The sequence below is a fragment of the Pseudomonas sp. MM227 genome (assembly GCF_947090715.1).
Classification (GTDB): domain Bacteria; phylum Pseudomonadota; class Gammaproteobacteria; order Pseudomonadales; family Pseudomonadaceae; genus Aquipseudomonas; species Aquipseudomonas baltica.
The window spans coordinates 788,812-810,334 of sequence record NZ_OX352319.1 but is presented as its reverse complement, the minus strand read 5'-3'; the positions used below and the strand labels follow the sequence as shown (position 1 = coordinate 810,334).

General features: G+C 62.6%; 20 protein-coding genes. 9 read left to right on the top strand and 11 right to left on the bottom strand.

Annotation, left to right across the window (positions count from 1 at the left end; genetic code table 11):
* The first annotated feature begins 64 nt into the window (after positions 1–64).
* The 5 genes from ONG87_RS03565 to rlmF all read left to right on the top strand — a co-directional run bounded on the left by ONG87_RS03565 (position 65) and on the right by rlmF (position 6,641).
* Complete coding sequence (locus tag ONG87_RS03565) at positions 65–1,555, top strand: leucyl aminopeptidase (RefSeq protein ID WP_122479622.1); 1,491 nt, start codon at positions 65–67, stop codon at positions 1,553–1,555.
* 122 nt (positions 1,556–1,677) lie between these two features.
* On the top strand, positions 1,678–2,106 hold the full coding sequence (locus ONG87_RS03560; RefSeq protein WP_122479623.1) for a DNA polymerase III subunit chi: 429 nt from the start codon (positions 1,678–1,680) through the stop codon (positions 2,104–2,106).
* Between the two features lie 7 nt (positions 2,107–2,113).
* Entirely contained in the window at positions 2,114–2,497 is a 384-nt protein-coding gene (locus ONG87_RS03555; RefSeq protein WP_122479624.1) for a DNA polymerase III subunit chi, read from the top strand.
* Positions 2,498–2,717: 220 nt separating this feature from the next.
* Positions 2,718–5,564, top strand: a complete 2,847-nt coding sequence (locus ONG87_RS03550) for a valine--tRNA ligase (protein ID WP_264382235.1) — start codon at positions 2,718–2,720, stop codon at positions 5,562–5,564.
* Between the two features lie 123 nt (positions 5,565–5,687).
* On the top strand, positions 5,688–6,641 hold the full coding sequence (rlmF, locus tag ONG87_RS03545; RefSeq protein ID WP_264382234.1) for a 23S rRNA (adenine(1618)-N(6))-methyltransferase RlmF: 954 nt from the start codon (positions 5,688–5,690) through the stop codon (positions 6,639–6,641).
* A 160-nt stretch (positions 6,642–6,801) separates the two neighbouring features.
* Here the strand turns inward: rlmF and ONG87_RS03540 are convergent, their stop codons facing one another.
* The gene (locus ONG87_RS03540; RefSeq protein WP_122479627.1) at positions 6,802–7,083 is read right to left on the bottom strand and encodes an HU family DNA-binding protein; all 282 of its coding nucleotides are present in this window, start codon (positions 7,081–7,083) and stop codon (positions 6,802–6,804) included.
* A 408-nt stretch (positions 7,084–7,491) separates the two neighbouring features.
* On the opposite strand from ONG87_RS03540, the gene yejK reads away from it, so the two are divergent.
* On the top strand, positions 7,492–8,499 hold the full coding sequence (gene yejK / locus ONG87_RS03535; protein WP_122479628.1) for a nucleoid-associated protein YejK: 1,008 nt from the start codon (positions 7,492–7,494) through the stop codon (positions 8,497–8,499).
* 222 nt (positions 8,500–8,721) lie between these two features.
* On the opposite strand, the gene ONG87_RS03530 is transcribed toward yejK, so the two are convergent.
* The 7 genes from ONG87_RS03530 to ONG87_RS03500 form a co-directional block, all read right to left on the bottom strand.
* The gene (locus ONG87_RS03530; RefSeq protein WP_192104326.1) at positions 8,722–9,657 is read right to left on the bottom strand and encodes a glutathione S-transferase family protein; all 936 of its coding nucleotides are present in this window, start codon (positions 9,655–9,657) and stop codon (positions 8,722–8,724) included.
* 867 nt (positions 9,658–10,524) lie between these two features.
* Positions 10,525–10,800 carry a GIY-YIG nuclease family protein gene (locus ONG87_RS03525; RefSeq protein WP_192053484.1) on the bottom strand — a complete coding sequence of 92 codons (276 nt, stop codon included), beginning with the start codon at positions 10,798–10,800 and terminating at the stop codon, positions 10,525–10,527.
* Between the two features lie 34 nt (positions 10,801–10,834).
* Positions 10,835–12,058: a CynX/NimT family MFS transporter gene (locus ONG87_RS03520; RefSeq protein WP_264382233.1), complete on the bottom strand. Its 1,224-nt coding sequence runs from the start codon at positions 12,056–12,058 to the stop codon at positions 10,835–10,837.
* A 321-nt stretch (positions 12,059–12,379) separates the two neighbouring features.
* Entirely contained in the window at positions 12,380–13,144 is a 765-nt protein-coding gene (locus ONG87_RS03515; protein WP_043186354.1) for an amino acid ABC transporter ATP-binding protein, read from the bottom strand.
* A 10-nt stretch (positions 13,145–13,154) separates the two neighbouring features.
* Complete coding sequence (locus ONG87_RS03510; protein WP_043186351.1) at positions 13,155–14,252, bottom strand: amino acid ABC transporter permease; 1,098 nt, start codon at positions 14,250–14,252, stop codon at positions 13,155–13,157.
* 10 nt (positions 14,253–14,262) lie between these two features.
* Positions 14,263–15,444, bottom strand: coding sequence for an amino acid ABC transporter permease (locus tag ONG87_RS03505; RefSeq protein WP_122479632.1), 1,182 nt, complete (start codon positions 15,442–15,444; stop codon positions 14,263–14,265).
* 64 nt (positions 15,445–15,508) lie between these two features.
* Positions 15,509–16,537, bottom strand: a complete 1,029-nt coding sequence (locus ONG87_RS03500) for an amino acid ABC transporter substrate-binding protein (RefSeq protein WP_122479633.1) — start codon at positions 16,535–16,537, stop codon at positions 15,509–15,511.
* Positions 16,538–17,005: 468 nt separating this feature from the next.
* Here ONG87_RS03500 and ONG87_RS03495 point away from each other — a divergent pair, with 468 nt between their 5' ends.
* Together ONG87_RS03495 and rhlB are read left to right on the top strand one after the other, a co-directional pair.
* A complete protein-coding gene (locus ONG87_RS03495) occupies positions 17,006–17,662 on the top strand; it encodes an alpha/beta hydrolase (RefSeq protein WP_192053478.1) in 657 nt (218 codons plus the stop codon).
* Positions 17,663–17,931: 269 nt separating this feature from the next.
* The gene (rhlB, locus tag ONG87_RS03490; RefSeq protein ID WP_192104328.1) at positions 17,932–19,371 is read left to right on the top strand and encodes an ATP-dependent RNA helicase RhlB; all 1,440 of its coding nucleotides are present in this window, start codon (positions 17,932–17,934) and stop codon (positions 19,369–19,371) included.
* Between the two features lie 178 nt (positions 19,372–19,549).
* Here rhlB and moaE read toward each other — a convergent pair whose 3' ends face one another.
* From moaE to moaC, 3 genes are read right to left on the bottom strand one after another with little or no spacing between them, the layout of a single operon-like run.
* Complete coding sequence (gene moaE / locus ONG87_RS03485; protein WP_264382232.1) at positions 19,550–19,999, bottom strand: molybdopterin synthase catalytic subunit MoaE; 450 nt, start codon at positions 19,997–19,999, stop codon at positions 19,550–19,552.
* A gap of 1 nt (position 20,000) precedes the next feature.
* Positions 20,001–20,243: a MoaD/ThiS family protein gene (locus ONG87_RS03480; protein ID WP_122479637.1), complete on the bottom strand. Its 243-nt coding sequence runs from the start codon at positions 20,241–20,243 to the stop codon at positions 20,001–20,003.
* A complete protein-coding gene (moaC, locus tag ONG87_RS03475; protein ID WP_122479638.1) occupies positions 20,240–20,713 on the bottom strand; it encodes a cyclic pyranopterin monophosphate synthase MoaC in 474 nt (157 codons plus the stop codon). Before moaC ends, ONG87_RS03480 begins: the two co-directional genes overlap by 4 nt.
* Before the next feature lie 243 nt (positions 20,714–20,956).
* Here moaC and ONG87_RS03470 point away from each other — a divergent pair, with 243 nt between their 5' ends.
* The gene (locus ONG87_RS03470; RefSeq protein WP_122479639.1) at positions 20,957–21,439 is read left to right on the top strand and encodes a CS1 type fimbrial major subunit; all 483 of its coding nucleotides are present in this window, start codon (positions 20,957–20,959) and stop codon (positions 21,437–21,439) included.
* Positions 21,440–21,523 lie beyond the last annotated feature (84 nt).

Here is a 21,523-nt window from a genome sequence, read left to right as displayed (position 1 = left end):
AAACTGGCTGCTTTCGCGCGAACCGTCTTGCGCAAGCATCGACCTAGAATCAGGGGTTCTGGATATGGAATTGGTTGTAAAGAGCGTTGCTGCCGAATCAGTTAAAACCGCGACCCTGGTCGTCGCCATTGGCGAAGAACGCGCCCTGGGCGCCATTGCCAGCAAGATCGACGGCCTGAGCGGCGGCTTGATCAGCGCTGCACTCAAGCGCGGCGACATCGCCGGGCGTGCGGGCCAGACCCTGTTGCTGCCGGGCGTGCCAGCGCTCAAGGCCGAGCGCCTGCTGCTGGTGGGCAGCGGCAAGGACGACGAACTGGCCGACCGCCCGTGGCGCAAACTGGCCAGCGCTGCCTACGGCGTACTGAAGAACCTGGGCGGCAGCGATGCCGTGTTTGCCTTCGACGAACTGACCGTCAAGGGCCGCGATGCCTATGGCAGAACGCGCCTGTTGGCAGAAACCCTGCTCGATGGCGAGTACGTGTTCGATCGCTTCAAAAGCAAGAAGGCCGATCCACGTGCCTTGCAGAAGATCACCCTGCTGACCCAGAAATCCAGCCAGGCCGACGTCGAACGCGCCGTTGCCCACGCCAAGGCGATTGCCAGTGGCATGAGCTTCACCAAGGATCTGGGCAACCTGCCACCCAACCTGTGCCACCCCAGCTTCCTGGCCGAAGCCGCGAAGAGCCTGAGCAAGGCGCACAAGAACCTCAAGGTCGAGATTCACGACGAGAAGAAGCTCAAGGAACTGGGCATGGGTGCGTTCCTGGCCGTAGCCCAGGGCAGTGCGCAGCCACCGCGGTTGATCGTGCTCAACTATCAAGGCGCGAAGAAATCCGAGCAGCCGTACGTGCTGGTCGGCAAGGGCATCACCTTCGACACCGGCGGCATCAGCATCAAGCCAGCCGCCGGCATGGACGAGATGAAGTACGACATGTGCGGTGCTGCCAGCGTGTTCGGCACCCTGCGCGCCGTGCTGGAGCTGGAGCTGCCGATCAACCTGGTGTGCCTGATGGCCTGCGCCGAGAACATGCCCAGTGATCGCGCGACGCGCCCTGGCGACATCGTCGAAACCATGAGCGGGCAGACCGTGGAAATTCTCAACACCGACGCCGAAGGCCGTCTGGTGCTGTGCGACGCGCTGACCTACGCAGAGCGCTTCAACCCGCGCGCGGTGATCGACATCGCGACCTTGACCGGTGCTTGCGTTGTGGCTCTGGGTGGCCATACCACGGGCCTGATGAGCAACAACGAGGCCTTGGTCGGCCAACTGCTGGAAGCCGGCAAGCAGGCCGACGACCGCTGCTGGCAGCTGCCGCTGTTCGAGGAGTACCAGGAGCAACTGGACAGTCCGTTCGCCGACATCGCCAACATCGGCGGGCCGAAGGGCGGCGCCATCACCGCGGGCTGCTTCTTGTCCCGGTTCACCAAGGCCTACGAGTGGGCGCACCTGGACATTGCCGGCACGGCATGGGTCAGTGGCGGCAAGGACAAGGGCGCCACCGGTCGTCCGGTGCCTCTGCTCACCCAGTACCTGCTGGACCGCGCCGGGGTGTAATGCCTCAAGTCCGCGTCGGTCTTTTCGCGGGCAGAGCCCCGCTCCCACACAAGCATGCTTCCTGTGGGAGGGGGCTCTGCCCGCGAAGAGGGCGACTCGGTCTCAAGCACCAGGAACACACCATGCCCCAAGTCGACTTCTATGTTCTGCCCACTCCCCTGCCCGCCGCACGCCTGGATTTCGCCTGCAAGTTGGCTGAAAAAGCCTGGCGGTTGGGCCACCGGGTGTACGTTCATTGCACCGACGCTGCCCAGCGCGAAGCACTGGACGCACGCCTGTGGAGTTTCAAGGGTGAAAGCTTCGTGCCCCACAGCCTTGAAGAGGATGGCCCTCACGCGCCCGTCACATTGGGCATCGCAGCCCAGGCGGCAGGCCATGACGATCTCCTGATCAATCTGGCCTTGAACGTTCCAGGCTTTGCCAGCCAGTTCGCACGCGTTGCCGAAATTGTCGTCGAAGACCCTGCTATTCGTCAGGCCGCCCGGGAGAGTTTTCGTTTCTACCGTGAACAAGGCTATCCTCTGCAAGACCACCGCTTATCGCGACTTTGAGCCCAAGATGGACAACAACACCAAGCCTTTGCCCAAATCCGTACACCTGCTGGACGACCTCGAGTCGATCCGCAAGCTGCTCGGCGACGACACTCTGCAACCACCGTTGCTGACCGACGCCGTGGTTCGCAGCGAACCCGAGGTGCCGTTGCTGTTCGAACTGCACGACGAACCCGTGGCCACTGCACCGGCGGCCCTGCCGTTGGAACCGGCAGCGGCACCCAGCCCGGCGCAGAATCGCCAGGATACCTTGCTGCACCTGGACGCCGAACTGCGCGCCGCGGCCCAGTTGATCATGCAGGATGTGATCGACGACTTCGCGCCTCACATCGAAACCGAAATCAAGCGCCGCCTCGAAGCGCGCATGGAAAGGTTGCTCAACCAGGGCTGATACCCTCCCCCGCGCCTTCGTGGCCACGGACCGCTCGCCTACCACCGTAGGAGCGGTCATCGGCCGCGAAACAGGCGCTACGGTGTGTCAGCCATACCGAATCGCGCCCATCGCGGCCACGGACCGCTCCTACGCAGCCCGCCTCCCTCCCATAGCCGCCATATCCCCGCTATACTTCCCGGCTTTCTTTGAATAAATGCCTTATAGGGTCCCGCCGCGCATGGATAAGACCTACCAGCCGCACGCTATCGAAACTTCCTGGTACCAGACCTGGGAGGCCGAGAACTATTTCGCCCCGCAAGGTGCCGGCGACTCCTACACCATCATGATTCCGCCGCCGAACGTGACTGGCAGCCTGCACATGGGCCATGGCTTCAACAACGCCATCATGGACGCGCTGATCCGTTTTCGTCGCATGCAGGGCCGCAACACCCTGTGGCAGCCTGGCACCGACCACGCTGGCATCGCTACGCAGATGCTGGTCGAGCGTCAGATCGAAGCCCAGGGGCTGAATCGCCATGATCTGGGCCGGGAAAAATTCCTGGAAAAGATCTGGGAATGGAAAGACCAGTCCGGTGGCAACATCAGCCGCCAGATTCGCCGCCTCGGCTCATCGGTCGATTGGAGCCGCGAACGCTTCACCATGGATGACGGCCTGTCCGAAGCGGTCAAGGAAGCGTTCGTGCGCCTGCACGAAGACGGCCTGATCTACCGCGGCAAGCGCCTGGTCAACTGGGACACCAAGCTGCACACGGCGATCTCCGACCTGGAAGTGGAAAACCACGACGAAAAGGGTTTCCTCTGGAACCTCAAGTACCCGCTGGCAGACGGCGCCAGAACGGCCGAAGGCAATGACTTCCTGATCGTCGCCACCACGCGCCCGGAAACCATGCTCGGTGACGCCGCCGTCGCGGTGAACCCGAGCGACGAGCGCTACCAGGCCTTGATCGGCAAGTTCGTCGAACTGCCATTGGTGGGCCGTCGCATTCCGATCATCGCGGATGACTATTGCGACCCTGAGTTCGGTACCGGCTGCGTGAAAATCACCCCGGCCCACGATTTCAACGACTACGAAGTAGGCAAGCGCCACAACCTGCCGCTGCTCAACATCTTCGACAAGAATGCCCAGGTGCTGGCCAGTGCCCAGGTGTTCAACCTCGACGGGACCCTGAACGACAGCGTGGACGGCACCTTGCCCGGCGAATACGCCGGCCTGGACCGCTTCGAGGCACGCAAGCAGATCGTCGCCGCGTTCGACGCCGCCGGCCTGCTGGTCAGCGTCGACGACCACGCCTTGAAAGTGCCGAAGGGCGATCGCTCCGGTACGGTCATCGAGCCTTGGTTGACCGACCAGTGGTACGTGTCCACCAAGCCGCTGGCCGAGCCTGCCATCGCCGCCGTGGAAGACGGCCGCATCGCCTTCGTACCCAAGCAATACGAAAACATGTACTTCTCCTGGATGCGTGACATCCAGGACTGGTGCATCAGCCGCCAGCTCTGGTGGGGCCATCGCATTCCAGCCTGGTACGACGAGTCCGGCAAGGTCTATGTCGGCCGCAGCGAAGAGGAAGTGCGCAGCAAGCACGGCTTGGGCGCCGACGTGACGCTCAACCAGGACAACGACGTACTGGATACCTGGTTCAGCTCGGGCCTGTGGACCTTCTCCACCCTGGGCTGGCCGGAACAGACCGAATTTCTGAAGAAATTCCACAGCACCGACGTGCTGGTCACCGGTTTCGACATCATCTTCTTCTGGGTCGCCCGGATGATCATGTTGACCATGCACCTGGTCAAGGACGAGAACGGTACGCCGCAGGTGCCGTTCAAGACCGTCTACGTGCATGGCCTGGTGCGTGACGGCCAGGGCCAGAAGATGTCCAAGTCCAAGGGCAACGTGCTTGACCCGCTGGACATCATCGACGGTATCGAGCTCGAAGCCCTGGTGGAAAAACGCACCAGCGGCCTGATGCAGCCCAAACTGGCGAAGAAGATCGAAAAGCAGACCCGCGACGAGTTCGAAGGCGGCATTGCCAGCTACGGCACCGACGCCTTGCGCTTCACCTTCTGTTCGCTGGCGTCCACCGGTCGTGACATCAAGTTCGACATGGGCCGCGTCGAAGGCTATCGCAACTTCTGCAACAAGATCTGGAACGCGGCGCGCTACGTGCTCGACAAGGGCGAGGATTGCGGCCAGAACGGCGAAGCCTACGAGCTGTCGCTGGCCGATCGCTGGATCATCTCGCAACTGCAGCGCACCGAAGCCGAAGTGACCCGCCACCTCGACCAGTTCCGTTTCGACCTGGCTGCCCAGGCGCTCTACGAGTTCATCTGGAACCAGTATTGCGACTGGTACCTGGAGCTGTCCAAGCCTGTGCTGTGGGACGAAAACGCGCCGATCGAGCGTCAGCGCGGTACTCGCCGCACCTTGGTGCGCGTGCTTGAAGTGGCCCTGCGCCTGGCGCATCCGTTCATGCCGTTCATCACCGAAGAAATCTGGCAGCGCCTGGCGCCGCTCGCCGGTGTGCAGGGCAAGACGATCATGCTGCAACCTTGGCCGGTGGCCAACGAAAGCCGCATCGATACGGCGGCCGAAGACGACATCGAGTGGCTCAAGGGCCTGATGCTGGGCGTGCGCAACATTCGTGGAGAGATGAACATCGGTCCAGGCAAGCCGCTGGCCCTGTTCCTCAAGAACACCGGCAGCCAGGACCAGCGTCGCCTGCAGGAGAACGATGCCTTGCTGCGCAAGCTTGCCAAGCTGGAATCCATCACCGTGCTTGCCGATGGCCAGGAGGCGCCTCTGAGTGCCACCGCGCTGGTCGGCGAGATGGAAGTGCTGGTGCCCATGGCAGGCTTGATCGACAAGGACGCCGAACTGGCGCGTCTGGACAAGGAGATCCAGCGTCTGAATGGTGAAGTGGCACGCGTGGGCGGCAAGTTGTCCAATGCGGCCTTCGTCGACAAGGCGCCTCCCGCCGTCATCGACAAAGAGCGCGCCAAACTGGCCGAAGCCGAACAGGCATTGACCAAGCTGGCCGAACAGCACGCGCGGATCGCCAGCCTGTAATTCGTCTTGCGGGCCTCATCGCGGGCGCTGCTCGCCCCCACAGAGATCTATGCAACCCAGTAGATCCCTGTGGGAGCGGGCTCTGCCCGCGAAGAGGCCGGCAGCCTCACCGGTAACCTCCCCATGTCCACCCCGCAAAAACCCACCCTGCACCCGCGCAATCGCCACCAGGGCCGCTACGATTTCCCGCAACTGATCAAGGCCCACCCGGACCTCGCCCGGTTCGTCATTCTCAACCCGTATGGCAAGCAAAGCATCGACTTCGCCGACCCGGCAGCGGTGAAGGTATTCAATCGGGCCCTGCTCGGAGCGTTGTACGGCATTCGGCACTGGGATATTCCGGCGGGTTACCTCTGCCCGCCCATCCCCGGGCGCGCCGATTATCTGCATTGCCTGGCGGACCTGCTGGCCGAAAGCAACGGAGCAGAGATTCCCAGAGGCACTGCGGTCAAGGCACTGGATGTAGGTGTGGGCGCCAACTGCATCTATCCATTGCTGGGGCACAGTGACTATCGCTGGCAGTTCGTGGGGTCCGACATAGACCCGGTGGCGTTGGCTTCGGCCAATACCATCGTCCAGGCGAACAAGCTGGGCAAGGCCATCACTCTGCGCCTGCAGGGCCAGCCACGGCAGATTCTGCAGGGACTGATAGGCGCCGAGGAACGGTTCGCCGTGACCCTGTGCAACCCACCGTTCCATGCTTCGCTGGAGGATGCCACGCGTGGTAGCCAGCGCAAGTGGCGTGCACTGGGCAAGGCCGATCCCAAGCGCAAGCTGCCGGTGCTGAACTTCGGTGGGCAGAACAACGAGCTGTGGTGTGAAGGGGGCGAGATTCGCTTCGTGACCCAGTTGATCAACGAAAGCGTGGCGCTGGGCAAGCAGGTGTTGTGGTTTTCTACGCTGGTGTCCAAGGCTTCCAACCTTGCGGCCATCCAGGCGACCCTGAGCAAGGTCCAGGCGGCGCAGGTACGCGTGGTGGAAATGGGTCAAGGCCAGAAGCAAAGCCGCTTCGTCGCCTGGACCTTCCTGCCCGAACAGGCGCGTAACAGCTGGTTTACCTCACTACAAACATCGTAGGAGCAGCCATCGGCCGCGAAACAGGCGCTGCGGTGTATCAGGCGTACCGCGGCGCGCCCTTCGCGGGCAGAGCCCGCTCCCACAGGGTTGGGTACATTCTGCGGGCACAAAAAAACCGCGCCCGGGTTGACCCGCGGCACGGTTCGTCGAGCCGTTACAATTACTTGTTGACGGAATCGGTCAGCACTTTGGCTGGGACGAACTTGACGACTTTCTTGGCAGCGATTTCGATGGCAGCGCCGGTCGAAGGGTTACGGCCGGTACGGGCAGGACGCTCGGTGATCTTCAGCTTGCCGATACCAGGCAAGGTGATCTCGTTGCCATTTTCCAATTGATCGGCAACGATCTGGCCCAGCTGCTCGATAGCGTTGCGCGCGGTGGTTTTCGGCGCGTCGATAGCTTCAGCGATATCGGCGATCAGTTGGTCTTTGGTTAATGCCATGGTGGTGTACCTTCCCTATCAAATTCAATTGGATTGCAAAGTGCAGCGTAAGTCGGAGCCGGGCGTGCGACGTCCGCCGGGGCTCACGTTTCGGTCATGCCAATCGCCATTGTAGATACCCAGAATGGCGTTTGGTTCGACTCGAAAGCCGCTCTCTGCGGGGCTTCACGGCCTTGTGGGCCGCAAGACCGGGCAAAACTAGCACAGAGCCAGACAAATATCCGCCACAAGCGGTCCTTTTATTCAGCTTTATCATGGGTTTGGCCGAAAAGTAGACGATTTCGTCGTTTCAGCGCACGCGCCCGTCACCAGCAAGCCGTAAAACCCCTATCTACGTTACACTTCGCCCCTTTGCCGCACGGCCCGCCACGTCCACCGTGCCCGTCAAACAGACCAGCCGAGAAGCCCATGCCGATCCGTCACTGCATCGTCCATTTGATCGACAAGAAACCCGACGGCACACCCGCCGTGCTTCATGCGCGCGACAGCGAGCTGGCCGAGTCCAGCGCCATCGAACATCTGCTTGCCGACCTCAATGAAAGCTACAACGCCAAGCAGGGCAAGGCCTGGGGCTTCTTCCATGCCGAGTCCGGCGCGCACCCTTTCAGCGGCTGGCTCAAGGACTACCTGGACGAGGGTCGCGACTTCACCCAGTTCAGCCGCACGGCCGTCGAGCACCTGCAGAAACTGATGGAAGAATCGAATCTCTCCACAGGCGGGCATGTGCTGTTCGCGCACTACCAACAGGGCATGACCGATTACCTGGCCATTGCGCTGCTGCACCACAGCGAAGGCGTGGCGGTGACCTCCGAGCTCGACGTCACACCGTCGCGGCACCTGGACCTGGGGCAGTTGCACCTGGCGGCCCGCATCAACCTGTCGGAGTGGCAGAACAACAAGCAGTCCAAGCAGTACATCTCGTTCATCAAGGGCAAGAACGGCAAGAAGGTCTCGGAGTATTTCCGCGACTTCATCGGCTGCCAGGAGGGCGTCGACGGCCCGGGCGAAACGCGGACATTGCTCAAGGCCTTCAGTGACTTCGTCGAAAGCGAAGACCTGCCCGAAGAGTCCGCACGGGAGAAAACCCAGACCCTGGTGGACTACGCCACCAGTCAGAGCAAGATGGGCGAGCCGGTGACGTTGAAGGAGTTGTCGGGGCTGATAGATGAAGACCGCCCCCAGGCCTTCTATGACCATATCCGCAACAAGGATTACGGCTTGTCGCCCGAGATCCCGGCGGACAAGCGCACCCTCAACCAGTTTCGCCGCTTCACCGGGCGCGCCGAGGGGCTGTCGATCAGTTTTGAAGCCCACTTGCTGGGTTCCAAGATCGAATACGATGAAGAGGCCGGCACCTTGATCATCAAGGGCCTGCCGTCCCAACTGACCGACCAGCTCAAACGCCGCAAGGACTGACCTGACCCTACAGCGGTGCGCCTGCACCCCGTAGGAGCGGTCACCGGCCGCGAAGCGGGCGCCGCGGTGTGTCAATCAGACCGCAGCGCGCCCTTCGCGGGCAGAGGGCTCAGCCGCCCGCCCCGCTCCCACACCAGGCCCTTGCACATCGCGGACATCCCGTAGGAGCGGTCACCGGCCGCGAAGCAGGCGCCGCGGTGTAACGCGCTGAACGTAAGGCCGTTACTGCTTCGCGAGGGCAAAACCGACGCGTGGGAAATGCACATGCACCATCCCGGCGCGCTCGTCTTCGCGCCTTATGATCAATTCCTCGGCACCGGCAAACAACAACTCTCCACACACCGGGTCGACGCCGTAGTCCACTGCCGCCACGCTCACCTGATCGCCGACCTTGAAGCCATTGGGGTCTTCGAACGTTTCCGTAGGCAAGGCTGCCGGAGTAGCCGCCTTGGCTATCGCCAGTGCCTCATCGGCACTCAGGTCGCTGTAGGTACCATGGCCAAAGCCCAGCACGCGCCCCAGCCAGGCATGAATGGCGGGATAGATATCCACCAGCGGTGCAGTGACCGGCGTGCCCTTGAGAAACCACAACAGATGGGCCAGGGAGAAATCTGCCAAAGTAGGTTCGCCAAACAGGTAATCGCCTTCTGCGTCCTGCAGCTGCTGTTCCAGGCGCGTCATGAACGTCGGCCACTGATGCTTGGCCTGCTCGACCGACAAACGAGTGGCCGTACCACCCTGGAACAGCGCCATGCGATCGGCGATGAACGCCTTGGCAGCGTCTTCCGGCAGGCGCGCCAGACGGGCACTGATGGACTCGGGTTGAAATACCAGGCTGACCGCATGCTGGAACAGCACAGAATCGGCCCAGGCGGCGAAGGTGGCGACAGTCAGTTCCTGGCCTTGGGGCAACAGCGACGGGAAGGCTTTTTCCTGGTCCAGACGGCGAGCGATCAGGGCCGTGTCGCAATACACATCGGCGCCCACCTGCAACACCGGGGTCTTGCGGTAGCCACCGGTCAACGCCGTCAGATCGGGTTTGGGCATGATCGGCGAAATCAGTACCGAACGCCATGCGAGCCCTTTGAAGCCGAGCATCAGGCGGGCCTTCTCGGCGAACGGCGAGGTCGGATAGTGATGCAGGATCAAGTCGGACATATCGGCTCCAGCAGGGTGGGAAAGCTCACAGCTTACTCGCCCGCGCGCAGAGCACATACCCCTGTAGCAGCGGCGCAAGCCGCGTCGGCGGTGTATGCGCTGTGCCTGAATGAACGCGGTGCCACCGGACGCGGCTCGCGCCGCTGCTACAGGGATTGCGTGCTCTGTAGCAGCGGCGCAAGTCGCGTCGGCGGTGTATGCGCTGTGCCTGAATGAACGCGCTGCCACCGGACGCGGCTCGCGCCGCTGCTACAGGGATTGCGTGCTCTGTAGCAGCGGCGCAAGCCGCGTCGGCAGTGCATGCGCTGTGCCTGAGTGGACGCGGTGCCACCGGACGCGGCTCGCGCCGCTGCTACAGGGATTGCGTGCTCTGTAGCAGCGGCGCAAGCCGCGTCGGCGGTGCATGCGCTGTGCCTGAGTGGACGCGGTGCCACCGGACGTGGCTCGCGCCGCTGCTACAGGGATTGCGTGCTCTGTAGCAGCGGCGCAAGCCGCGTCGGCGGTGTATGCGCTGTGCCTGAATGAACGCGCTGCCACCGGACGCGGCTCGCGCCGCTGCTACACGGGTTGCGTGCTCTGTAGCAGCGGCGCAAGCCGCGTCGGCGGTGTATGCGCGGTGCCTGAATGAACGCGCTGCCACCGGACGCGGCTCGCGCCGCTGCTACACGGATTGCGTGCTCTGTAGCAGCGGCGCAAGCCGCGTCGGCGGTGTATGCGCTGTGCCTGAACGAGCGCGCTGTCACCGGACGCGGCTCGCGCCGCTGCTACACGGATTGCGTGCTCTGTAGCAGCGGCGCAAGTCGCGTCGGCGGTGTATGCGCTGTGCCTGAATGAACGCGGTGCCACCGGACGCGGCTCGCGCCGCTGCTACAGGGGGCGGAAAGACGCTACCAGATGCTCCTTGGCAACTTTGCGCAGGCGCTTGATCAGCCGCTCGTGGCGCAGCGCTTCACCTTTGCTGGGCCAGGTTTCGTAGTACACCAATGCCACTGCCGGGCTGGAGAGAAAAAAACGCGCGCCCTTGCCACTCTGGTGCTTGGCGAAACGGCGCTGCGGGTCGTCGCTGATGCCGCAGTAGAGCGAGCCATTCGCCGCGCGGACCAGGTAGACATACCAGGGCTTGGGTGGCGTGATGTCGGTCATTGATTCAGCAACGCCTGTAGGCAAACCCGCGGCATCATTCCACCTTCGTCGCCACCGCACGCACATGCAGCGTACGCCCGGCCCCCATGCCTGCCGCCGTGGCGGCGATGCCAATCACGGCAAACACCCAGCCCACTGCGCGCCAGCCGCCCGTCATGTCGTGCACCAACCCTACTGCGAAGGGCCCCATCGACGCGATGGTGTAGCCCACACCTTGAGCCATGCTCGACAGGTTGGCTGCCACATGGGCGTCTCGTGAACGCAGCACGATCAAGGTCAGCGCCAAGGCGAACACTCCGCCCTGCCCCAGCCCGAGCACGATCGCCCAGCCCCACATCCCGCTCAATGGTGCGTAAAGCAGGCCGAACAAACCGGCCAGACTCATCGCCATCACCGCGACAATTGGCAAGCGCTGATCACGACCGCGGGTGGCCAGCCAAGGCACAGTGAGTGCGCTGGGCAATTGCACGATGATCGAGAACGACATGACCAGTCCTGCCTCGGCGGCAGACAAGCCCCGGCCGATCAGGATCGACGGCAGCCAGCCAAAGACGATGTAGGCCAGCGACGACTGCAAGCCCATGAACAGCGTGACCTGCCAGGCCAAGGGATCGCGGAACAAGCCACTGACACGATAGCGGGCACGCTGGACGCCGTGCTTTTGTCGCGTCTGGGGCAGCCAGAACACGGCCGCCAGCAATGCAGGCACCATCCAGAACGCCAGACCGATGCGCCAGCTGTCATCGAAATACTGGCTGAGGGGAACGCTGGAACCGGCGGCCAGCGCTGCCCCCAGGCACAGCGCCATGGTGTAGACGCCGGTCATCGTCCCGGCCTGTCGGGCGAAGTCGCGCTTGACTATGCCAGGCAGCAACACGCCGATGATCCCGATGCTGCCGCCGGCCACCAGGCTGCCGATGAACAATCCCCACACCCCTAATTGGCTGCGCAGGGCAATGCCGGCGGCCAGCACGAGCAGCACACCCAAGACCACCCGTTCGCTGTCGAAACGCCGTGCCAGCAGAGGCGCCAAGGGTGCGAACAGACCCAGGCACAGAACCGGAAGCGTGGTCAGCAGGCCGGCCGTCGAGCCGCTCAGGCCGAGACTGGCCGAGACCTGCGCGAGCAAGGGCGCCATGCTCGACAAGGCCGGACGCAGGTTCAGCGCCACCAGCACCAGGCCAAGGATCAGCAACCAGGGTTTATGCAACGGTGTCACGACGTCGCTGCTCGAAGCGGTACAGTTGGCAGTAGGCATAAGGGTCCAGAAACGAAAGTGCGGACCATTGCCAGAACGCGAACGCCTGATGGTCTCTTGGATACGGCTTTGAACGAGGAAGCGTAGAGCGTATTGCCAGCAATGGCAAATGCCCGGCTGACCGTGTGCCCTTCAGACCGCAGCGCGCCCTTCGCGGGCAGAGCCCGCTCCCACAACTTGGCCCCACGACAGGATCTCACGACAGGCGCGGATCCCCTGTGGGAGCGGGCTCTGCCCGCGAAGCAGGCGCTGCGGTGCGGCAGACCTGATACGAAAAAACCCGGGCACAGGCCCGGGTTTTTCGTGTGCCGCAAACGGCAATCAGTGCAGGATCTGGCTCAGGAACATCCGGGTCCGGTCGCTCTGCGGGTTGTCGAAGAAGTCGTTCGGCGCGGCCTGTTCGACGATCTCGCCCTTGTCCATGAAGATCACCCGGTTCGCCACGGTGCGCGCGAAACCCATTTCGTGGGTCACGCAGAGCATGGTCATACCGTCTTCAGCCAGGCCGATCATGGTGTCGAGTACTTCCTTGACCATTTCCGGATCGAGCGCCGAAGTCGGTTCGTCGAACAGCATGATCTTGGGCTTCATGCACAACGCCCGCGCAATGGCCACGCGCTGTTGCTGGCCACCGGAGAGCTGCCCGGGGAACTTGTGCGCCTGCTCCGGGATGCGCACGCGCTCCAGGTAATGCATGGCGATTTCCTCGGCCTGGCGCTTGGGCATCTTGCGCACCCACATCGGCGCCAGCGTGCAGTTCTGCAGGATGGTCAGATGAGGAAACAGGTTGAAGTGCTGGAACACCATGCCCACTTCGCGCCGTACCGTCTCGATCTGCTTGAGATCGTTGGTCAGCTCCACGCCGTCGACGATGATGGTGCCCTTCTGATGCTCTTCCAGGCGGTTCAGGCAACGGATGGTGGTCGACTTGCCCGAGCCCGAGGGCCCGCACAGGACGATGCGCTCGCCCTGGGCCACGTTCAGGTTGATGTCCTTGAGCACGTGGAACTGGCCGTACCACTTGTTCACGCCTTGCATCTGGATGATGCCCGGTGCGCCCGCCGGTTTCTTGATCGCTTCACTCATGATTAAGCTCCTAACGCTTGTGGCCAGTGTCCAGCTTGCGCTCCAGATGCATGGAGTAGCGGGACATACCGAAACAGAAGATCCAGAACACCAGGGCCGCGAACACGTAGCCCTCCGTTGCCATGCCCAGCCATGCCGGGTCGGCTGCCGCCTGCTTGACGCTGTTGAGCAGGTCGAACAGGCCGATGATGATCACCAGGCTGGTGTCCTTGAACAATGCAATGAAGGTGTTGACGATGCCCGGGATGACCATCTTCAAGGCCTGCGGCAGGATCACCAAGCCCATGCTGCGCCAGTAGCCCAGCGCCATGGCCGAGGCCGCCTCGTACTGCCCCTTGGGAATCGCCTGCATGCCACCGCGCACCACTTCGGCTACATAGGCGGACTGGAACAGGATGACCCCGATGAGCGCCCGCAGCAACTTGTCGAAGTTCATGCCCTCGGGCAGGAACAGCGGCAGCATGACCGAAGACATGAACAGCACGGTGATCAACGGCACGCCGCGCCAGAACTCGATGAAGGTCACGCAGACCACCTTCACCGCCGGCATCTTCGAACGCCGGCCCAACGCCAGCAGGATCCCCAGCGGCAAGGCGCCAGCGATGCCCACGGTAGCGATCACCAGGGTCAGCATCAGGCCACCCCACTGGCTGGTTGCCACGGTCGGCATGCCGAACGCGCCGCCGTGCAGCAGGAAGTAGGCGATGACCGGGTAAAGCACCAGGAAGCCGATGCCATAGACCGCTTTGCGCTTGAACCGCGACATGAACAGCGGCGCCACCCCCAGCACTGCCAGCCACACGGTCAGATCGACGCGCCAGCGCAGTTCGGGCGGGTAATAGCCATACATGAACTGACCGAAACGCTGCTGGATGAACACCCAGCAGGCGCCTTCCTTGGTGCAGTCGGCACGGGTGGTGCCGACCCAGTTTGCGTCGAAGATCGACCAGCTCAACAGCGGCGGCACGATCAGCCAGATCAGGTACAGCGACAGCAGGGTCAGCAGCGTGTTGAGCCAGCTGGAAAACAGGTTCCGGCGCATCCACGCAACAGGTCCGAAGACTTTGCTCGGTGGTGGCTGGTCGGGTTTGAAAATATGGGTCGTCATGCGCTCATCCTCACCGTTCGATCAGCGCAATGCGCTTGTTGTACCAGTTCATCAGCAGGGAAATGCTGATACTGATCGCCAGGTACACGCTCATGGTGATGGCAATGACTTCGATCGCCTGACCGGTCTGGTTGAGCACGGTACCGGCGAACAGCGAAACCATTTCCGGGTAACCGATACCCGCTGCCAGGGAAGAGTTCTTCGCCAGGTTCAGGTATTGGCTAGTCAGTGGCGGAATGATCACACGCAGGGCCTGCGGGATGATCACCTTGCGCAGGGTCGGGCCGTTGCGCAGCCCCAGCGAGTGGGCCGCTTCGGTCTGGCCGTGGCTGACCGACTTGATGCCCGAGCGCACGATCTCGGCAATGAACGCCGCGGTGTACACGGTCAGGGCCAGGGTCAAGGCCAACAGTTCCGGGATCAATACCCAGCCACCGACGAAGTTGAAGCCCTTGAGCTCGGGTTTTTCCCAATGCACCGGCGTGCCGAAGATCAGCGCGCACAGGGCCGGCAATACAATGATGATCGCCAGGCCCACCCAGAACTTGTGGAACGGCTGGCCGGTGGCCTCGAAGCGCTTGGTGGCCCACTTGGACATCAGTACGACGCCCACGATGGCTACCACCACGCTGATAGCGAATGGCCAAAAGCCTGGCGCGGCCAGCGCGGCCGGCATGTTCAATCCACGGCTGCTGACGTAGAAGCTGTCCATGAAACCATGTGCCGCGCGCGGACCCGGCAGGGTCAGGAACACCGCGAAATACCAGAACAGGATCTGCAGCAGCGGCGGGATGTTGCGGAACACCTCGATGTAGACGGTCGCCAGCTTGTTGATCATGAAGTTGGGCGACAGTCGCGCCACGCCGATCACGAAGCCCAGCACGGTCGCCAGGATGATGCCGATGATCGACACCAGCAAGGTATTGAGCAGGCCGATCAGGAACACGCGCGCGTAGCTGTCCGATTCGGTGTAGTCGATCAGGTGTTGGGCAATGCCGAAGCCGGCACTGCGTTCAAGGAAGTCGAAGCCGGAAGTGATGCCCCGGTGTTGCAGGTTGGTCTGTGTGTTGTCGAACAGAAACCAGCCCATACCGACCACCGCCACAATGGTGATGATCTGGAAAAGCCACGCACGCACACGTGGATCAGTCAGGGATAACCCCTGCTTGGGTGCGCCGATTTGATTTTGCATGGAAAGCCCCAGGAGAGATGGAGAACAGCGCCCGACGGCAACGTGCCGTCAGGCGCCGGGCCGATCAGCGCACCGGAGGTGCGTACTGGATACCGCCAGCGTTCCAGAGAGCGTTCTGGCCACGATCGATCTTCAGCGGGGTGTTCGCGCCCAGGTTGCGCTCGAACATCTCGCCGTAGTTGCCGACCTGCTTGACGATCTGCACGACCCAATCCTTCGGCAGTTTCAGATCCTTGCCGTATTCGCCATCGGCGCCCAGCAGGCGTGCCACGTCAGGGTTCTTGGTGGCTTTGGCTTCGGCTTCGACGTTCTTCGAAGTCACGCCTGCCTCTTCAGCGTTGAGCTGGGCGAACAGGGTCCACTTGACGATCGCCAGCCAGTCTTCATCACCGCGGCGTACCACTGGGCCCAGCGGCTCCTTGGAGATGGTTTCCGGCAACACGACGTAGTCGTTCGGCGCGGCCAGCTTGCTGCGCTGGGCGAACAGCTGCGACTTGTCGGAGGTCAATACGTCGCAACGGCCGCCTTCCAGGGACTTGGCGCTTTCGTCGGAGGTGTCGAAGGTAATCGGGGTGTACTTCAGGCCATTGCCACGGAAGTAGTCGGACACGTTCAGCTCGGTGGTGGTACCGGCCTGGATGCAGATGGTGGCGCCGTCCAGTTCCTTGGCACTTTTCACGCCCAGCTTGTTGTTCACCAGGAAGCCGATGCCGTCGTAGTAGGTGACGCCGGCGAAGACCATGCCCATGCCCGCATCGCGGGAGCTGGTCCAGGTGGTGTTGCGCGACAGAATGTCGATTTCACCGGACTGCAGCGCAGTGAAGCGCTCCTTGGCATTCAGTTGGCTGAACTTGACCTTGGTAGCATCACCGAACACGGCAGCCGCAACAGCGCGGCAGACGTCGGCGTCGATACCGACGATCTTGCCCGAAGCATCAGGAACGGAGAAACCAGGCAGGCCGTCGGAGACGCCGCACTGTACGAAACCTTTCTTCTGGATGGCGTCCAGAGTGGCACCCGCCTGAGCGAAGCTGCTTACGCCCAGAACGGTCGCAGCGGTCAGTACAGCCAGGGTGGATTTCAACATCTTCATTCAAAACCTCCAGTTGCTCTTGTTGTGTCCGAGCTTGAATTGCGCTGCACCTAAATGAGGCGCTGTCGACCCGTGTCGGCTTGTTGTTGGGTCAAAGCATCAATCGCAATACAAGTGATGAACCCGACCGACCGAATGGCCCGACCGGGATATGCAACGCTTGCCCCCGCTCCCCGCAAGGTTCGACGCAGTGGTCTGCGGCGTCTCTGGTGATCATCGGCAAATTTTTCCGCATCGTCGTTGACTGCTCTGCGTCAGTCCATAACGGTTCTATAGTGTTACCGCCGATGACGATGCTGGTATTACGCCAGTTACATAGCAAGCGTCGTACCATAGTGAATCGCATCAGCGTTTAAATGCACGTCAATAGAAAAACTTGTAGCCTTGCGACATCTTCTTCAGAGATCGCACCATCGCGCCTCGTCGCACTGCACTCAAACAGAGCGGGCGCCCCACAACGGAGCAACCATGACCGACCCCTTGATCATCGAACCCGACAACAGCGTCGACGCCTGTGTCATCTGGCTGCATGGCCTGGGCGCTGACCGATATGACTTCCTGCCCGTGGCGGAAGCCTTGCAGCAACGATTGCAGGGAACACGTTTCGTACTGCCGCAGGCACCCACCCGCGCAGTGACGATCAATGGCGGCTACGCCATGCCCAGCTGGTACAACATCATTGCCATGAGTCCTGCACGGGCCATCGACCAAAGCCAGCTGGAGGCGTCTGCGCAGATGCTTTGCGGGCTGATCGAGGAGCAGCAGGCCAGCGGCATCCCGCCGGAAAGGATCTTCATCGCAGGCTTTTCCCAGGGGGGCGCGGTGGCATTACATACGGCCTATATCACTTGGCAGGGTCCGCTTGGGGGAGTGCTGGCGCTGTCGACCTACGCTCCGACTTTCGACGAGCAGATCGAACTGGCCGCCAGCCAGCAGCGCACGCCGGCGCTGTGCCTGCACGGGCAGAATGACGAAGTGGTGATCAACGCCATGGGCCGCAGCGCCTATGAATACCTCAAACGCTGGGGCGTGGACGCAGCGTGGCAGGAATACCCCATGGGTCACCAAGTGTTACCGCAAGAGATCGCCGACATCGGCGACTGGCTGGCCGAACGGTTGCACTGACACCTTGCACATCCGCAGGCGCGACCTGTGGCCGCGAAGCAGGCGCCGCGGTGTGTCCGGCGAACCGCAGCGCACCCTTCGCGGCCGCGGGCCGCTCCTACATAGGTTCGCGGTCGTCTCGTAGGAGCGGTCATCGGCCGCGAAGCAGGCGCCGCGCAGTACCGGCGACACAGCGGCCACCGTACGTCCCCACCACTCTTCTATCGTCGTGCTCGATTCTTGCATTACACTGCCTGACGTTCATTCCTCAACCAATCGATGAGAAGCCTGTGCTCAAAGCACTCAAGAAGATGTTCGGCAAAAGCGAGGCGCAACCCCTTGCAGCCGACACTGGCGCCACCCGCGCCCTACCCGTCGACACCCACGCATCGACCCAGCCGGCCGCCGTTGCGCCAGCCCCCAGCGTCAGCCCCGAACCCGAAGCACCCGCACCGACCGTGATCGCCGATGAAAAGCCTGTGCGGGTCCGTCAGCCCAAACCCGTCGCGCCTGCCTGGAGCCGTACCGATTTTCAGGTGGAAGCGCAGGAAGGCAAGACACGCTTCCACGACTTCGCGCTCACCGACGAGCTGATGCACGCCATCCACGACCTGGGTTTTCCGTACTGCACACCGATCCAGGCCCAGGTGCTGGGCTACACGCTCGAGGGCCGCGACGCCATCGGCCGCGCCCAGACCGGCACCGGCAAGACCGCTGCCTTCCTCGTGTCGATCATCTCCCAACTGCAGCAGACCCCTCCGCCCAAGGAGCGCTTCATGGGCGAGCCGCGCGCGCTGATCATCGCGCCGACCCGTGAGTTGGTGGTGCAGATTGCCAAGGACGCCGCAGACCTGACCAAGTACACCGGCCTGAACGTGATGACGTTCGTCGGCGGCATGGACTTCGACAAGCAGCTCAAGCAGCTCGAAGCACGCCATTGCGACATCCTGGTTGCCACCCCCGGCCGCCTGCTGGACTTCAACCAGCGCGGCGAAGTGCACCTGGACATGGTCGAGGTGATGGTGCTCGATGAAGCCGACCGCATGCTCGACATGGGCTTCATACCCCAGGTGCGCCAGATCATCCGCCAGACGCCGCCCAAACAGGAACGCCAGACCCTGCTGTTCTCCGCCACTTTCACCGCAGACGTGATGAACCTCGCCCAGCAGTGGACCACCGACCCGGCCATCGTCGAGATCGAGCCGGAAAACGTGGCCAGCGAAAGCGTCGAGCAGCATGTGTATGCAGTGGCTGGCAGCGACAAATACAAACTGCTCTACAACCTGGTCACCAGCAACGACTGGGAGCGCGTCATCGTGTTTGCCAACCGCAAGGACGAAGTCCGCCGCATCGAAGAGCGCCTGGTGCGCGATGGCGTGAATGCCGCGCAACTGTCCGGCGATGTGCCGCAGCACAAGCGCATCAAAACCCTGGAAGGCTTCCGCGAGGGCAAGATTCGCGTACTGGTGGCTACCGATGTGGCGGGCCGCGGCATCCACATCGACGGCATCAGCCATGTGATCAATTTCACCTTGCCCGAAGTGCCGGATGACTACGTTCACCGCATCGGGCGTACTGGCCGGGCCGGCAGCAGCGGTGTCTCGATCAGCTTCGCCGGCGAAGACGACTCCTACCAGCTCCCATCGATCGAGGCGTTGCTGGGTCGCAAGATCAACTTCGAAATGCCGTCCGCCGAGCTGCTGAAACCCGTCGAACGCAAGCACCCTTGACCGCTGCAGGAGCGGTCCGCGGCCGCGAAAGCCGCACCGCGATTTAGCTGCCTAACCGCGCCGTCCTCTTTGCGGCCGATGGCCGCTCCTACGAATGTACTCAAGCCCCCTGTAGGAGCGGTCCGTGGCCGCGAAAGCCGCACCGCGTTCCAACCTGCCTCAGCGCATGGGCGGACAATCACTCCCAGCGCTGCGCAGCTGCCTCGTCGCTATCGCGTCCCTGCACCCAGCGCGGGCCATCTTCGGTGTTCTCCTTTTTCCAGAACGGCGCCCGGGTCTTGAGATAGTCCATGACGAAGTCGCACGCCTGGAACGCCGCCTGACGATGGGCGCTGGCCACGCCGACGAACACGATCGGCTCGCCCGGCGCCAACGCGCCCACCCGGTGCAGTATCGCAAGCTTGAGCAACGGCCAGCGCTGCGCCGCCTCGAAGATGATCTTGTCCAAGGCTTTTTCGGTCATGCCCGGATAATGCTCCAGCAACATCCCGCGCACTTCCAGCCCGTCGTTGAAATCGCGCACGTAGCCGACAAAGCTCACCACGGCGCCCACGCCGGTGTGGGCCTGGTGCAGGGCATTGAGTTCAGCGCCGGGGTCGAACGGCTCATGTTGCACGCGAACACTCATCTCAACCTCCGGTCACGGTGGGAAAGAATGCCACTTCATCGCCATCGAACAGCGGTTCGGCCAGCCCGCACATCTCCTGGTTGCGAGCACACATGAGGCCTTTCTCCGCGAGTACCTCGCGGTCGCCGCGCAGGATGAGAAATTCGCGCAACGCGTCGATGCTGGCGAATTCACCCGTCACCACTTCCTCGCCCGTGCCCAGCAGCTCGCGATAGCGGGCGAAATACAACACGGTGTAGTTCATGAAGCGTCCGCCTTGAAATGCCCACTCTTGCCGCCCTGTTTCTCCAGCAGGCGCACCTGTTCGATGACCATGCCGCGGTCGACCGCCTTGCACATGTCGTAAATGGTCAGGGCCGCCACGCTGGCCGCCGTCAGCGCTTCCATCTCGACCCCGGTCTGCCCGGCCAGCTTGCAGCGAGCGGTGATCAGCACGGCGTCCGCGCCGTCGGCGGCCAGTTCGACCTTGACGCTGGTGAGCATCAGCGGGTGACAGAGCGGAATCAGGTCGCTGGTTTTCTTCGCTGCCTGAATGCCGGCGATGCGCGCCACGGCGAAGACATCGCCCTTGGGATGCTCACCCTCGACGATCATCTGCAGGGTCTGCGGCAGCATGCGGATACGCGCCTGGGCCACCGCTTCGCGGGAAGTCATGGCCTTGTCGGTGACGTCGACCATGTTGGCGCGACCTTGGGAATCGAGATGAGTCAGCACTGCCTTGCTCCTGTTCCAGAAGCGACGATTGTAGCCCCGGAACAGCTGCGTTGCACAAAACCTCGAGCGTCGCGTTGTAGGACGGATCCCACAAAGTTTGGGAACCGTCCGACTTTTTGACCGCCCTGCGCCCGGCACAATTCTCCCTCGCGCTGCCAACCGACCGGAAGAACCTCAGCCCAAGGTCGGTTCGACCAGCAGCGCGCACCTGCTGCTCACATCGAAATCAAGGAGTCGTACCCAATGAAATCTTCAGTCCTCGCGCTGCCACTGGCCCTGCTGTTCACCGGCAGTGCCATGGCCGACCAGCGTATCGATCACACCGTGACCGTGACCGCTACCGTGCCCACCGACAAATTCATCGTAGAGCCACTGGGTGGCAACTGGATGAACGAGCCACAGAACATGAGCTTCAAGCCGGTGGACGGCAGCCTGGAGCCGATCCGCAAGCAACTGACCATGAAAAGCACCAGCGGGGCCATCAAGGCCAAACTGCTCAACAGCCCGACCATGACCAGCGGGTCCAACTCCATTGGTCTGAACGTCAAGGTGGGCAACCAGGCCTTGAGCACCAGCTCTGAAATCGTCGCCAACGTAGCCGATGCCGCTGCCGGCACCGTGGTCGACTTTCTGGTGACCGCCGGCGCCAAGCCATCTGCCGGTTACGTTCCGGGCGCCTACCAGGGCACCGTCAACCTGGTCTTCGAAACGCCTGATCCGGTCTGACCTCGTTTCAAACCCCGTGTTCTGAACGTTGCCCCGCCGAGCACCCGTGTGCCCGGCAGGGCGACCTCTGCCTGTGTGACAACC